The following is a 13,735-nucleotide window of genomic DNA, read 5'->3' as shown; positions in this document are numbered from 1 at the left end:
AGGGGGTAAGGCGTGCTGGCTACAGAGCAATCCTCGGCAAATACAGGCCCAACGGCAGGCAAGCACGGGGCTAGCAGGGCAATTCGCTCCGGCAGGGTCATCGGCTGTCGTATAGACGGGGAAAACCTACTTGTCCTCGGTCTCGGCCGTGTCACGGCTGGCGGAGTGCTTGTAGGTTTCGATGGGGACCAGGTGGGCACGCGAAGCTCGTTTGTCTGTGAATGGCGACTGAGCGCACCCTCCTCTCGGGCCAAACACGGCTTCGCAGCGCTCGTGCCTACGGGGGGCATCGACCTCGCGATTACCTCGATACGGTTCGGAGAGGGGGAGACGGGCTCACACTACATCTTTGCGCCCCGGCTCGCCTCCGCGGAGGAAGCTGCCGCGCTCATGGTGGAGTCCGCGGGATCTCAATCTGCCACCATCATCGATCGTCTCGTGGACGTTCTGATGGTCGGCGATGTCGACCGCCGCAGAATTCGGGCCATCACCGCCCTTTTGGAGGCAGCTCACGCAAACGATGGCTTCGTGGAGCTGATTGGTGAAAGCCATGACGGTGCGACGTTCCTACAGGGTTGGAGCCACAGCATGGCGCCAGGACCTTGCCGGGTGAGCGTTGTCGGCAACGCCATCCCGGTGCTCGAGGAGTGTGGCATCGCCGTCTTTCCCCGCCCGGACGCTCCCGATGGCGCCTCTGGTTTTGTTGGCCTTCTCAAAGCCGCGCCCCGCGCACGCGCGATCGAGGGTCTCGTTGTTCAGGGGCGCGCCGGTTGGAGGTATGTTGGGATCCACCCCCGAAAGCGTATTGCCGGCCCGTTGGAAACGCCCGAACACATCCGGTCGATCCTGTTGCGCACACATGGGGCGCCGGACGTACTCTTGTCCTTGCGAGCGGCTGCAAACAGCTTTGAGGGCAAGGAAACCGTCTCCGGCCTGCCGTATCCCGTGAGGATGGGAATAGACAACACGTTTGAGGCGGATCGAGGAAATTTCCTTGTATCCGGCTGGCTTTATGACCCTGACAGCCATGTCGCAATGGTACGACTGCGTCGAGGTGATGCCGCGGTTCGCCTCGATGAACACTGGACGCGCCTCGATCGTCCCGATGTCACCGACAGTTTCGATGACCAGCAGCAATTCGCTGCGAGCCTTCAAGGCGAAGATCTCTCCTATGGTTTCATCGCCCAAGCTCAATTGCCGAATGAAGATCCTGGTGCGCCCCTCTACTTCGAGCTGACGCTTCGCGATTCGCGCCGAGCTTTTTTGCCGGTGAAACCGACGCGGGCCTCGGGGCGCTTGGCGGCATTGCGGCAGATCGGCTCCATCGATCCCTCGAATTGTGCGCTGCCAGCGATCGTCGATAGACAAATTGTCCCGTTCCTTAGAGAATCCGGAAGATCAGCGCCGGCCATTGACACAATCCTGGATGTCGGTTCCTTCGATCAGGAAAACAGCCCGCCTATTGTCATCGCTGTCGGGCAGAGCGAGGAAGACATTGCCCCGCTGCTGGCCTTGCTCGCGCTGGACCCGCAGACCCGGAGCGTGCCGATCGCGATCGCCATGCCTGCGGACCGCTTTCGCCGGCAGACCGCTCGGCTTCGCGAACTCGCGCGGTTCTATCGGCTTTCAGCGCGGCTGGTATCGGTGAAGGGAACAGGCGACTTCTACGACATGCTTGAAGCGGGCACGCAAGCGCTCTCTTGTGAAACGGTCGTCTCGCTCTCGGCTTCCCTGATCCCGCGGGGGGCAGGTTGGTACGGCAAACTCGTGGGGACAACTGCAACCCTGAGAGGAAGCATCGTCTCGCCCGTCCTGGTTTACGAGGACGATTCCGTTCGCTGGGCAGGAAGCTGGATCGATGACGACGACTCCCACCAACCCGTCGTGGGCCGGTATGCCGGCTATCCGCTCAAAGCGGTTAGCGACATGAAGCTGACCCAGATTGCAGCGGGCTCGCTCGAATGCTGCATCATGCCCCGCGATGCCCTGTCACGCGCAGGCGGCTTTTCAGGTGGCTATCTTGGCGCCCAGGAAAAAGGTCTGGATCTCGGCCTGCGTCTCAGCCGTTCCGGTATGGACTCCTATCTGCTTCCATCGGTCCAGATGTGGGGTTGCGACGACGCACGAAACGGGGATAGCCCGGCACTGGCGGCGCTGGTGGAAGAGATCGATCGGAAAATATTCAAGAGCCAATGGGCACCTGTCCTCGCTGTTGAAAAGCACCTGGAAAGGAGGCCGGCATGAACGAGCAGCTTCGTGTCCTCGTCGTATCGCATGCGCACCCTGCCGTGTCGCTCGGTGGGGCGGAAATTGCGTCTCACAATCTGCATTGCGGCCTGAAGGCATTGCCCAACGTGGAATCCGCTTACCTGGCCCGGGTCGGCCATCCAGTGCCGCGACATGCCGCTTCAGCACTGATGAGCCTTCGCCTTGCCGACGACGAGTTACTGTTTCACACTGACGACTACGACCACTTCTTTTTGTCCAACGGCGATACGCAGGCGCTTAGCCGGGACCTTCTGCGTTTCGCGCGCGATCTCAGACCCCATGTCGTGCATTTCCATCATGTTCTCGGCCTTGGCCTTGAAGCGCTTTACGCCCTTAGAGAAGCATTTCCGCATGCGGCCATACTCGTCACGTTTCACGAGTACCTGTCGATCTGCCATAATCACGGGCAGATGGTAAAGCGGCCTTCAGGTCAGCTCTGCGAAGCAGCATCCCCCATCGCCTGTCACGGCTGCTATCCCGAGATCCCCGTCTCACGCTTCTTGAAGCGGGAATTGTTTGTGCGCGGGATGGTTGGCCTTGCCGACGCGTTTGTCTCCCCCAGCCGGTTTCTGGCGGAGCGCTACGTCACATGGGGCATCGATAAGGACAAGCTCTGCGTGATCGAAAACGGAATCGTCGTGGAAGCACCTGCGCCCGCGCGAGAGTTGCAAGGTTCCAATCCGCGCCGCAACCGCTTTGCCTATTTTGGACAGATGACGCCGTTCAAGGGGGTCGACGTGCTGATCGAGGCTGTTTTGCGGATCCCGAAGGAGATATGGGGCGAAGACTCGTGCCTGATGATCTTCGGCGGCAACCTCGAGCGACAGCCGATCGAATTCCAGGAACGGATGAAAAAGCTCATCGCAGATGCCGGCTACCGCGTCCGCTTCTACGGTGCCTATCAGAACGCGGACGTGCCGCGCCTGATGCGTTCGATCGACTGGGTGGTTCTTCCGTCCGTCTGGTGGGAAAACTCGCCGGTCGTGATCCAGGAGGCCTTGCTCCATCGCAGGCCGATGATCTGCTCCGACATCGGGGGGATGGCGGAGAAGGTGCGGGACTGTAAGGACGGCCTGCACTTCCGTACAGGCAGCAGCCAGGATCTCGCGGACCGTATCGTCGAGGTGTTGGGCGATACCCAAATCTGGGATCGGCTGCGCCTTTCCATGCGACAACCCGCAGACCACATCGCCTGCGCGCGCGAACACGTCAAACTCTATCACGCGCTGCTGCGGCGGAAACTCGATGCAGCGATGGCCTCGAGCCCGGCGCTCCTCTCGCATTCCCTTTGACACGCACGTCACGAACAAAACGTAACGTCTTCAACGAAGAATGAACAATCAACCAACCGCTTGAGAAAAGTTCTCAAGGCCATACGAATCGGAGCCCCTCCATGCACCAGAAAGTCCGCAAGGCCATCATCCCTGCCGCCGGTTTCGGAACAAGGATGCTGCCGGCAACCAAGAGCGTTCCCAAGGAGCTGCTCCCCATTGTCGATCGGCCAATCCTCGACTACATCGTCGCGGAGGCGTTTGCGTCCGGGATAGAGCATGTGGCCATCGTCACCGGACGTATGAAGGGAGCGATCGAAGACTATTTTGACCACGCGTTCGAAGTCGACGTGAGCTTGCGCAACGCTGGCAAACATGGCCTGGCCGATCGGATGGCCCAGTACACGCCTGCCGCTGGAAGCATTTCCTTCGTTCGCCAGCAGCAAGCGCGTGGCCTCGGGCATGCGGTATGGACGGCGCGACAGATTGTCGGTGACGAGCCATTTGCCGTCCTACTTCCCGACATGTTGATGGTCGCAGACGAACCGTGCCTCAAGTCGATGATGGATCTCCATGCCCGCCACGGGGGGAATGTTGTCGCCGTGGAAAGGTGCGCGCCGGAGGAGACCCACAAATTCGGCATCGTGTCTCTGCAGTCGACGGGTGGCGATCCGCTTGTGGAAGGTCTCGTGGAAAAAACCGGCGCCGGGCGAGGCGCCGAGCAACCTTTTCATCTCCGGGCGTTACATCCTTCAGCCTGAGATATTCGATCTGCTGGAAAACCAGTCTCCCGGTGCCGGCGGAGAGATTCAGCTTACAGACGCGATGATCGCGCTGATGAGCAAGCAGATGATCAGACCGTTCGAGTTCCGCGGCCGCACGTTTGACTGCGGCGCGCCCGCAGGCTTCGTGAGTGCCAATCTCCACATGGCACTTGCCCGCGCCGACCTTGGCGCCCACGTCAACCTGGAGATCGAAACCCTTGCCGCGGCGCGCAGTGCGGTCGCCTGAGCAATACATCTGAAGCAAAAGCGGCATCACAACTTCTTTTCCTAAAAGGTCCTTCGAAGCGGCATTATCGAGAATGGCATCCGCTAGGAGCCGTTTTAGCTTCGTATTCTCGTCCTCCAGTGTCTTCAGCCGCTTGGCCTCGGACAGTGGCGCTGACTTCGACGGGCTGCAAGGGCCGGCAGAGGTCGGTATCGCGCGTCCATCTGGCTGACGGGAAAAGGCTGAGATAGCCTTCACGCCGGTTCACGCCCCGGTTCAGTTGGACTGATTGCTGCAGATTGGCAATGGTCGAGGCGGCGGTGCGGGATGATCCTTCTTGAACTGAGCGATGATCGGCTCCAGTTTTTCCTTCGGCCAGAATTTGGGAGCGCCGATCTCCTTTAGGCAAGACGCGTTCCAATACAGTCCGCTGCGCGCCAGCGACCGACCGGAGGCGACCGCTTGTGAGACAGCGTTGATGTCGCGTGACTCGGGATAGATATAAAGTGTTGTCGGATTGACCTTCACCATCGAAAGGACCAGCGGGGCATCGGACGGCGACCAACTGGTGCAGCCGTCGCTGCGGCCGCCGGCATAGGTCACGAGTTTTCCGAAAGGCACATAGCCATCATTGTCGGCGTAGGGGCTTTCTGGCTTCTTTTGGAGACATATGTCCGAGACCTTCGCTGCTGCATGCCCTCCGATTTTGCGCTGCCTGGCGTTCGCCGTCTCTCCGAAACCGTCGAACTGGACGAAGGATCGCGTCAAAATAGCCTGCTGGCTCGGGGAGGCGCGATAGTAGCCCTTGAAGGATGTCTTGATCTCGCTGGTCAGATACGCCCCGCCGGCCGTCAGATTGGAGTCAAGCGCATTGCCGAAATTCTTCGCGCACTGCTGACCATTAGAAAAATTTGCGGCACCCCCGAGATTGCGGCCGCTGCCATGCCCGGCAGAGATCGCGTGGAACGACTGCTCCGCCTCGCAGATCATGTAGAACCGTGCTCCGGTATTTCCATTGCTAAGTTTGTTCGGACGGGTGGCATCCATCGCAAAGTAGCAGGGGTTCGTCACGTTGCCCTCGGCCACTTTCTCCAGGTAGAGCGCACGGGCTCTTAGAAGGACGGCTGCGGCAATCTGACCGTTACCCTCGCCGACATGGGCCTTCAGCCAGTCAGGAATGCGTGCCGGCTGTTCCGAAGCGAATGCCCGCGCAGACATCGATGCCAGGACAAGGACGATGAAGAGGCCGACGAATTTGGAACGCTTGAATGCGGTACACACGGAAAGTTCTCCTCGTCCCATTTGACGCTCATGCATCCCGCCTCACCGCATGGAATGCAGCGACCAAAGGGGGGCAGTTGCACGCTCAGACAATAGCGTTAGAAAAGCCTTAACATTGGACTTCCAATCTAGTCGCGACCAGCTGGGAATAGCCCGTGCCCATGGGGTCGTTGAAGAACAGAGAGGTGAGTGTCGCCTGATTTTCGGCGCGGATCTCTTTCGATTCCGGCCTTATGACCATGCTTTTGCAGCGGCGGAATCCGTCTCCCGACGTTTTTAGATCGGTGTCGTTTGCAAAATCAAGCGCGGTGTAGAGGGTCGGGTCGTAGACGCCGAACACAATGAGCCCTCTGAGCGGGGTCTTCTCGGTTGGCCTTTGCGAGAAAGACAGGATAAGAGATCCGCCCTCGTAGGTCGTGTGAATGACATCCGGCTTCGTAAGCGGCACCGCCTTTCCGTAGATCGTCGCGCTCGTATAGTAGTTGTACTTGGCGACCGCGGCGAGCTCTGGTGGGTCAAGGGTCGAATTGTTGTTCTTGTCGAAATCGAGAAGCACGGACGACGAAAACACCTCATCGAATCGCCAGGTGTTACGTAGCTCGCTGAGACTTCCGTCGGCAGCCGCGACTGCTTCGAATTTCGCATCCACGAATATATGGGGATGTGCCGAGGCCACGGCCGGAAACCCGGCGATCCACAGGCCGGCGAAGCTCAACACGAATGATGCGATGTCGCGATGTAGAGACTTTCGGCATGTCATGCAACACGTCGGAAATGCGTCGGATTAAGTTCCGCGCCCACGGGGTTCGAGCGGCGCGCTGAATGGTTACGCCCCGGTCAACCGGATCAAGCCGAAATACACCTCGATCGGTGGCAATTTGCGCTTTCACCCGCCGGAAAGCAGGTGTATATGGCTAGACAGTCTAGCTAGTATGGAGCAAAAAATGGAATGGCAGCTGCAGGACGCCAAGAACCACTTCTCGAAAGTCGTGCAGAAGGCGCGACACGAGGGGCCGCAGATCGTCACGCTTCGTGGCGAGCGCACGGCAGTGGTGCTGTCCGCCCACGACTATGACGCTCTTCGCGCCGGCCGACCGACGCTGGTCGACGATCTGCTCGGTGGTCCCGATTGGGACGCTGAGCTCGCCGATGCGGTCGAGGCGCGCGCCAAGACGCCAAGCCGCGATGTGGCCTTCTGATGTATCTGGTTGACACCAACATCGTATCGGAGGCGCGACGCGGCACGCCGCAGGCGGTTGCCTGGCTGCGCTCGGTCGATCCACTCAGCATCAATCTGAGCGCGCTGACCCTCGGCGAAATCATGCGCGGCATTGCGCTGAAACAGAAGTCGGATCCGAAGGCCGCCGGTCACCTCACCGAATGGCTGCGCAAGCTGCGCCACGACCATGGCGATCGCATCCTGCCGGTGACCGACCAGATCGCCGTCGAATGGGGCCGCATCGCCGCCATCCGGCCGCGTGGCGATATTGACGGATTGATCGCCGCGACCGCAATCGTCCATGACCTGATCCTCGTTACGCGCAACGTCAAGGATTTTGAAGACACGGGCGCATCTGTGATCAATCCCTGGGAGACACCGGCGTGAGCGGCTCAGCGACGGACTCGGAACCGCAAAAATCGATCTCTCCCACTGTGGTGTAACGGTCGACACGAACCCTGGTGGCCCCCACTCCCCTCCCTTGTTCCGGAAGCCAAGATCAGGGAGGCACGGAAAAATCTTGCCGAAGTGCTCGAACGCGCCAATCAGGGCGAGGAAATCGTCATCATGGGCGGGAACGAGATCTACGCTCGCATTGGGCCGGCTGACGGGGGCAAACGCCCGTTCGGGCTGTTGCGCCAGCGGGGCCGATCGGATGACCTGTTCGACGAAAGCGATGCCGAACAGGCAGCAATCGACGCTGGCGACTGGAACGAGGACGTCGGCGTCTGGCAGGGTGGGCCGCCAGTCCCAAGCGCAAGGCATGAAGCTGCTTCTCGATGGTCACGCGGTTTACTGCTGGACGATCGGCAGCGACCGGCTTTCCTTGACGGCGCGATCGCTGATCGAGGACAAGGCCAAGACAACTCTCGTCAGCGCCGTCTCGTTCTATGAACTGGACGACAAGATGCGGCACACGCGTTATGTCCTGAACTTGCCAGGGCCTAAATAGCAACAACGGCGCTTGCCAAAGCCTCGAGCTGCCGTATGCATTTGTTCGGATGATAATTTGGAAGTGATCCATCGACTAGGATCGACGCCCTGTCTTCTCATCATCTCCTTTACGACGCGGGTTACAGAACTGCTGAACCGCCTCGAGCTAGCCATGAAGGCCTTTCATCGCTGCAGCGCATGCGGATTTGGTGGAACAGATTTGGGCGGCGAAATCAAGAGATGGCGCCTCTCTATGGTGCTGGGGGCTAGACGCCCCTCTTCCTAGGGGCGCGATCGCAGAAATATATAACGCTACGATGACAGTCGACCGGCGCCAGGCCACTATGCTGTCAGCGAAAGCCCAGACAGGAAAACGCTGTGTCTGCTGGAACGACACAAAAAAGTCCCGCGGCTAACCGCGGGACCTCTTGTGGCCGTGACCGGGAGAGAGATGGTCAGGCAGCCTGAACCTTGCGACCGGCGCGCGCCCATGCAGGAAGCCAGTCGCCGTGGGCGGCGAGCAGGTCGTCCACCATGGACCAGATCTGGTCCAGATCGAGTTCTGCAGCCGTGTGCGGGTCCATCATCGCGGCGTGATAGATGTGCTCCCGATTTTCCGTCATGAGCGCCTGGACCGTCAGTTCCTGCACGTTGATGTTGGTACGGATCAGCGCCGTCAACTGCGGCGGCAGGTCCCCGATGAAGGTCGGCTGGATGCCCGAAGCGTCAACGAGACATGGCACTTCGGCGGCGCAGTTGGCGGGCAGCGAGGTGATGCAGCCATTGTTGCGGACGTTGCCGTAGATCACCGAGGGTTCACCGGTCCACACGGAGTTGATGATCGAGGACGCATATTCCTTCGACTGCTTGACCTCAATCTTGTCGGCCGAGCGATAGGCTTCCGCCTGCCCCTTCCATCGCTCGATCTGCTCGATACAGCGCTTCGGGTATTCGTCGAGCGGGATGCCGAACTTCTCGACCAGATCCTCGCGGCCCTCCTTGATGAAGTATGGTGTGTATTCGGCAAAATGCTCGGAGCTCTCGGTGACGAAGTAGCCAAGCCGCGTCAGCATCTCGTAACGAACCTTGTTCGGGCAGCGTGGGTTCCAGCCGGGTTTCGGCGCACGACCTTCCCGGTAAGCGCGCACCAGATCCGGATAGAGGTTCTTGTAGGAACCGTCGGGCTGACGATGCTCAAATTTTAGGTAGAAGGCCATGTGGTTGATACCGGCCGAGCGGTAGCGGATCTCCTCGTACGGGATGTCGAGATCGTGCGCCAGCTCCATCGCTGTACCCTGCACGGAATGGCAGAGGCCGACCTGTTTGATCATTGGGTATTTTTCCGCGATCGCCCAGGTGTTGATCGCCATCGGGTTGACGTATTGCAGCATGATTGCTTCGGGGCAGACGGCGAGCATGTCCTCGCAGATCTTCCAGAGATGCGGCACGGTGCGAAGACCCCGCATGATGCCTCCGACGCCCAGCGTATCGGCGATCGTCTGGCGCAGCCCGTATTTTTTCGGTATCTCGAAGTCGGTGACCGTGCACGGCTCATAGCCACCGATCTGGAAGGCGACGACGACGAAATCAGCACCTGTCAACGCCTTGCGCTGGTCGGAATAGGTCTCTGCCTTGGCCTTGACCCCAAGCGTCGAGATCAGCTTGTTTACGACGATTGCGCTTTCTTCGAGCCGCTGCGAATTGATATCCATCAATGCGATGGTCGCGCCCGACAGCGCTGGGCGCTGCAGAACGTCGCCGACGATATTCTTCATGAAGACGGTGGAGCCCGCTCCGATAAACGTGATCTTGGGATTTCTTGCCATTATAACCTCCGGCATACGCAATCAGGCTACCTCGAAAGCGGCTTTCACGAGCCGTTCCGTGTAGGCGGTCTTGGGATTGGTGAGAACTTCGTTGACGGGTCCCTCCTCCATTATCTTGCCGTGCTGCATGACGATCACGCGGTGGCAGAGGGCGCGCACGACCTTGAGATCGTGCGAGATGAAGAGGTAACTGAGGCCCCGTTCGTTTTGGAGCTTGCGCAACAATTCGATGATCTGCGCCTGGATCGACAGGTCTAGTGCCGAGGTCGGCTCATCCAGCAGGATGAATTCCGGCTCAAGTGCTATGGCGCGTGCGATCGCGATGCGCTGGCGCTGGCCACCGGAAAACTCGTGCGGAAAGCGTGACAGGATATTGCCAGGCATGCCTGCGGCAATCAGCGCCTCGCGGACACGGTCGAGCCGTTCCGCCCTGGTCGCGCCCAGTCGATTGACGATCAAGCCCTCCTCGATGATCTGGCCGATCGTCATGCGCGGATTGAGGGAGGAGAACGGGTCTTGAAACACGATCTGCATGCGTGAACGAAGCGGCCGCATCTGGGCTCTGGATTTCCCGTGGATCGGCAGATTGTCGAAGAACATCTCGCCGCCGTCAGGATCGTTCAGTCGAAGCAGAGACTGTCCGAAGGTGGTCTTGCCGGAGCCGGACTCGCCAACTAGGCCGAGCGTCTCATGTCGACGAAGGGTCAGGTTCAGGCTGTCGACGGCGACCAGTTCCTTCAGTTGTGGTTTAAAGAAGCTGCCATGACGCATCATGAACGAAACGCGCACGTCGCGGGCGCTGAGGATGACATCGGAACCTTCTGGCAGCGGATTGGCCTGGCCGCGCGGCTCGGAGCCGAGCAAATGCTTGGTGTAGGCATGCTGCGGGCTGGCAAAGAGCCGTTCCGTCGTGTTGTGCTCGCGCATTTCGCCATGCTGCATGACGTAGACATAATCGGAGAACTTGCGGACCACCGTGAGGTCGTGGGTGATCAGGATCACCGCCATCCGCCGTTCCTTCTGTAGGTTACGAATGAGATTGAGGATCTGGGCCTGCACGGTGACATCGAGCGCCGTCGTCGGTTCATCGGCGATCAGCACATCGGGATCGTTGGAGAGCGCCATCGCAATCATCACGCGCTGGCGTTGTCCGCCCGACAGCTGATGCGGATACTGCTTAAGGCGCGCTTCCGGATCGGGAATCTGAACATGCTTCAAGAGCTCTAAGGCACGGGCCTCGGCTTGCTTGCGGCTGACCTTGCGGTGGACGCGGATCGCCTCGACGATCTGGCTGCCGATCGTATAGATAGGGTTCAGCGAGCTCATCGGCTCCTGGAAGATCATCGAGATCCGATCTCCCCGCAGTCTGCGACGCTGACGCTCCGAGAATCTCAGGATGTTGGTGCCGTCATATTGGACGCTCGACTTGTCAGAGATTGTGGCACGCTTCGACAGGAGCCCCATGACGGTTCGGGCGGTCACGGATTTGCCCGAACCGGACTCGCCGACGATGGCTATCGTTTCACCGCGGTAAAGCTGAAAGGAGATATCCTTGACCGCATCAACGACACCGTGCTCGACCTTGAATTTGACGCCGATATTGCGGGCATCAATGACAGGCTTTTCGGAATGCGCCTCATGGTCGTGACGGACTGGCGGCGCGAAAGAATTGACGAGGGAGAGAGCCATCTTCATCTCCTCAATACGGATCGACGGCGTCACGCAGACCATCGCCAAGCGCATTGAACGCGAAGACGGTGACCAGAACGAAACCGACGGGGGACAGGATCCAGGGATAGGTCCCGATAACGGAATAATTTGCAGTGTCCTGGAGCATCAGGCCCCAGGATATCAGGGGCGGCTTTACGGCAAAGCCCAGAAAGCCGAGGAACGATTCCAGCAGCACCACGTTCGGGATTTGGAGCGTGACCGCAACGATCACGTGGCTCATCACGTTTGGAAAGATGTGCTGAAAGATGATGCGCCGGTCAGTCGCGCCAACTGCCGTAGCAGCCCGGACATAGTCGATGCGTGCGAGCGCCAATGTCTTTCCACGGACCTCGCGCGACATCTGCGCCCAACCGAGTGCGGACATGACGACAATGACGAACGCCAGGAACACGTTGGTCGGCGCGGTGACCGGGATCAGCGATGTCAGAGCCAGGTAGAGTGGCAATTGCGGGAAGGCCAGAACGATCTCCACGAAGCGTTGCACCCAGACGTCGAACGTTCCGCCGAAATAGCCGGAGACCATGCCCACAGTTGTTCCGACGATGGTGACGATGAAGACGACAGTCAGTGCGATCATCAGCGAGATGCGAGAACCGACAATGGCACGCGAAAGGATGTCACGACCGAACTTGTCGGTTCCGAGAAAATGGACCGGCTGACCATCGACCGAACCGAAGAAGTGACGGTCGGCAGGAAAGAGGCCAAGCAGATTGTATTGCGCCCCCCTCACGAAGAAGCCGAGCATTCGCGGATGGTTGTAGTCCGGGCCGACGATCGGCTGGAAGGTCACGGGATCGAGTTCTTCGGATTCGCCGAGTGCATAGACGCGCGGCGGAAAAGCGAAGTTGCCGTCTTTGTCGCGAAAGCTCACAACTTGCGGCGGCGCAAAGCCGACATCGGTTGCTTTGGGGTCCATCGGCGCGAAAAAATCCGCAAAGACTGCCATGAGGAGCAGCAGGCCAACGAGAATGAGGCCCATCATGCCGGTCCAGGAACGCCTTAACCTTCGCCAGACGAGCGAAAGATAGCTTTCATTGCCATATGGAGCATTCTTGACAGATTCTTCGTGGGGCGGAGGTGGCGCGGAATCGAAGGCGAGCATATCAGGCTCCTCCGTACTGGCGGACACGCGGGTCCAGCATGGCAAGCAGCATATCGGCGACAATGTTACCGATGATCAGCGTCGCCGAGAGCACCATCATGAAGGTTGCCGTGACGTAGACGTCGCCGATCGCCATGGAACCGACGATCGCCGGCCCGACGGTGGGCAGCGCGAAGATGATTGCCGTCTCGATTTCTCCCGTCAGCATGTAGGGAAGCACAACGCCCTGGTACATAACGAGCGGGTGCAGCGCGTTCGGTACGGCATGGCGCATGACGACGGCCCGGCCCGATAGTCCTTTGGCGCGAGCCGTTTCGACATACTGCGCGTTCAGCGTATCGAGCAGATTGCCGCGCATGACGCGCATGTTGTAGGCGAGACCGCCGAAGGTGGCGATGGCGACAACCGGCCACACATGGCTGACAAGGTCGACGAACTTCGCCCAGGACCATGGCGCGCCGCCAAATTGCGGCGAGAAGAAGCTACCAATCTCGGAGACGTTGAATTGGAAGACGAGGAGGTAGACGATGATCAGTGCCATCAAAAAGCGCGGCACAGTCATGCCAAGAAAGGAGATGCCAGAGAGAAGGCTGTCGATCCAGGTATACTGGCGGGTCGCTGCCCAGATCCCGAAGCCGATGCCAAGGACGGATGCGAAGATGTGGCAAACCAGCGCCAATGCCAACGTGCGCGGCAGGCGCTCGGCGACGACATCGGCGACCGGCTTGTTATAGAACATACTGTAGCCGAAATCGCCCCGGGTCACGATGCCCTTGATCCAGTTAAAGTACTGGATGACGATCGGTTGGTCGAGGCCATGGGCGATGCGGTAAGCCTGAGCCTGCGCGTCGGCCTGTGCGAAGGACGCTCCACTCTGATTGATCAACTGCGAACGGATGTAGTCGGCATAATCACCGGGCGGCGCCTGGATAATTGCGAACGTCACGATGCTCAGGATAATGAGCACGGGTATCGCGGAAGCTATACGCACGAGCAGGAATCGTAACATCGGACGTTTCGCTTCTCCTTGCCGCCAGTCCCCCTGTCGGTGTGGCCGGCTTGTTGATATTGCCCGGCCGCGCTTCACGCGCGACCGGAGTTCTTGATTGGGAGG

The 13,735-nt window shown here is 59.6% G+C and carries 10 protein-coding genes and 4 pseudogenes; 7 read left to right on the top strand and 7 right to left on the bottom strand.

Features of this window, described 5'->3' with window-relative positions; all coding sequences use genetic code 11:
• The first annotated feature begins 12 nt into the window (after nt 1–12).
• From BN77_RS26565 to BN77_RS26555, 3 genes and pseudogenes are all read left to right on the top strand, one after another.
• The gene (locus tag BN77_RS26565; protein ID WP_007538011.1) at nt 13–2,244 is read left to right on the top strand and encodes a glycosyltransferase family 2 protein; all 2,232 of its coding nucleotides are present in this window, start codon (nt 13–15) and stop codon (nt 2,242–2,244) included.
• Nucleotides 2,241–3,560: a glycosyltransferase family 4 protein gene (locus BN77_RS26560; RefSeq protein WP_007538009.1), complete on the top strand. Its 1,320-nt coding sequence runs from the start codon at nt 2,241–2,243 to the stop codon at nt 3,558–3,560. The genes BN77_RS26565 and BN77_RS26560 overlap by 4 nt, the downstream gene beginning before the upstream one ends.
• Before the next feature lie 101 nt (nt 3,561–3,661).
• A pseudogene (locus BN77_RS26555) lies at nt 3,662–4,550 on the top strand (UTP--glucose-1-phosphate uridylyltransferase).
• 21 nt (nt 4,551–4,571) lie between these two features.
• Here the strand turns inward: BN77_RS26555 and BN77_RS33750 are convergent.
• From BN77_RS33750 to BN77_RS26545, 3 genes and pseudogenes are all read right to left on the bottom strand, one after another.
• Nucleotides 4,572–4,697 (bottom strand): annotated as a pseudogene (locus BN77_RS33750) (IS3 family transposase); the annotation flags it as partial.
• Nucleotides 4,698–4,805: 108 nt separating this feature from the next.
• Nucleotides 4,806–5,810, bottom strand: a complete 1,005-nt coding sequence (locus BN77_RS26550; protein WP_007538007.1) for a hypothetical protein — start codon at nt 5,808–5,810, stop codon at nt 4,806–4,808.
• Between the two features lie 109 nt (nt 5,811–5,919).
• Nucleotides 5,920–6,570: a DUF1007 family protein gene (locus tag BN77_RS26545; protein WP_007538005.1), complete on the bottom strand. Its 651-nt coding sequence runs from the start codon at nt 6,568–6,570 to the stop codon at nt 5,920–5,922.
• A 184-nt stretch (nt 6,571–6,754) separates the two neighbouring features.
• Between BN77_RS26545 and BN77_RS26540 the strand changes: the two genes are divergently transcribed.
• The 4 genes and pseudogenes from BN77_RS26540 to BN77_RS32565 form a co-directional block, all read left to right on the top strand.
• Complete coding sequence (locus tag BN77_RS26540) at nt 6,755–7,009, top strand: type II toxin-antitoxin system Phd/YefM family antitoxin (RefSeq protein WP_007538003.1); 255 nt, start codon at nt 6,755–6,757, stop codon at nt 7,007–7,009.
• Nucleotides 7,009–7,416 (top strand): type II toxin-antitoxin system VapC family toxin, encoded by a 408-nt coding sequence (locus BN77_RS26535; RefSeq protein WP_007538001.1) that lies wholly within the window; start codon nt 7,009–7,011, stop codon nt 7,414–7,416. The genes BN77_RS26540 and BN77_RS26535 overlap by 1 nt, the downstream gene beginning before the upstream one ends.
• 111 nt (nt 7,417–7,527) lie before the next feature.
• A pseudogene (locus BN77_RS35115) lies at nt 7,528–7,773 on the top strand (type II toxin-antitoxin system Phd/YefM family antitoxin); the annotation flags it as partial.
• A gap of 19 nt (nt 7,774–7,792) precedes the next feature.
• A pseudogene (locus tag BN77_RS32565) lies at nt 7,793–7,942 on the top strand (type II toxin-antitoxin system VapC family toxin); the annotation flags it as partial.
• Nucleotides 7,943–8,417: 475 nt separating this feature from the next.
• On the opposite strand, the gene melA reads toward BN77_RS32565, so the two are convergent.
• From melA to BN77_RS26510, 4 genes are read right to left on the bottom strand one after another with little or no spacing between them, the layout of a single operon-like run.
• A complete protein-coding gene (gene melA / locus BN77_RS26525; RefSeq protein ID WP_007537995.1) occupies nt 8,418–9,788 on the bottom strand; it encodes an alpha-glucosidase/alpha-galactosidase in 1,371 nt (456 codons plus the stop codon).
• A 21-nt stretch (nt 9,789–9,809) separates the two neighbouring features.
• Nucleotides 9,810–11,477 carry an ABC transporter ATP-binding protein gene (locus tag BN77_RS26520; RefSeq protein ID WP_040678818.1) on the bottom strand — a complete coding sequence of 556 codons (1,668 nt, stop codon included), beginning with the start codon at nt 11,475–11,477 and terminating at the stop codon, nt 9,810–9,812.
• A gap of 10 nt (nt 11,478–11,487) precedes the next feature.
• On the bottom strand, nt 11,488–12,621 hold the full coding sequence (locus tag BN77_RS26515; protein WP_040678504.1) for an ABC transporter permease: 1,134 nt from the start codon (nt 12,619–12,621) through the stop codon (nt 11,488–11,490).
• Nucleotide 12,622: 1 nt separating this feature from the next.
• Nucleotides 12,623–13,630, bottom strand: coding sequence for an ABC transporter permease (locus BN77_RS26510; RefSeq protein ID WP_007537988.1), 1,008 nt, complete (start codon nt 13,628–13,630; stop codon nt 12,623–12,625).
• Nucleotides 13,631–13,735: the final 105 nt, after the last annotated feature.

It is taken from the genome of Rhizobium mesoamericanum STM3625, from assembly GCF_000312665.1.
GTDB lineage: Bacteria > Pseudomonadota > Alphaproteobacteria > Rhizobiales > Rhizobiaceae > Rhizobium > Rhizobium mesoamericanum.
This window is presented reverse-complemented; position numbering and strand designations above follow the sequence as displayed.

Bases quoted from the DNA above. Each gene is read 5' to 3' on its own strand.
- BN77_RS26540 (WP_007538003.1), top strand. From the start codon at position 6,755: ATGGAATGGCAGCTGCAGGACGCCAAGAACCACTTCTCGAAAGTCGTG.
- BN77_RS26510 (WP_007537988.1), bottom strand. From the start codon at position 13,630: ATGTTACGATTCCTGCTCGTGCGTATAGCTTCCGCGATACCCGTGCTC.
- melA (WP_007537995.1), bottom strand. From the start codon at position 9,788: ATGGCAAGAAATCCCAAGATCACGTTTATCGGAGCGGGCTCCACCGTC.
- BN77_RS26515 (WP_040678504.1), bottom strand. From the start codon at position 12,621: ATGCTCGCCTTCGATTCCGCGCCACCTCCGCCCCACGAAGAATCTGTC.
- BN77_RS26520 (WP_040678818.1), bottom strand. From the start codon at position 11,477: ATGGCTCTCTCCCTCGTCAATTCTTTCGCGCCGCCAGTCCGTCACGAC.
- BN77_RS26535 (WP_007538001.1), top strand. From the start codon at position 7,009: ATGTATCTGGTTGACACCAACATCGTATCGGAGGCGCGACGCGGCACG.
- BN77_RS26545 (WP_007538005.1), bottom strand. From the start codon at position 6,570: ATGACATGCCGAAAGTCTCTACATCGCGACATCGCATCATTCGTGTTG.
- BN77_RS26560 (WP_007538009.1), top strand. From the start codon at position 2,241: ATGAACGAGCAGCTTCGTGTCCTCGTCGTATCGCATGCGCACCCTGCC.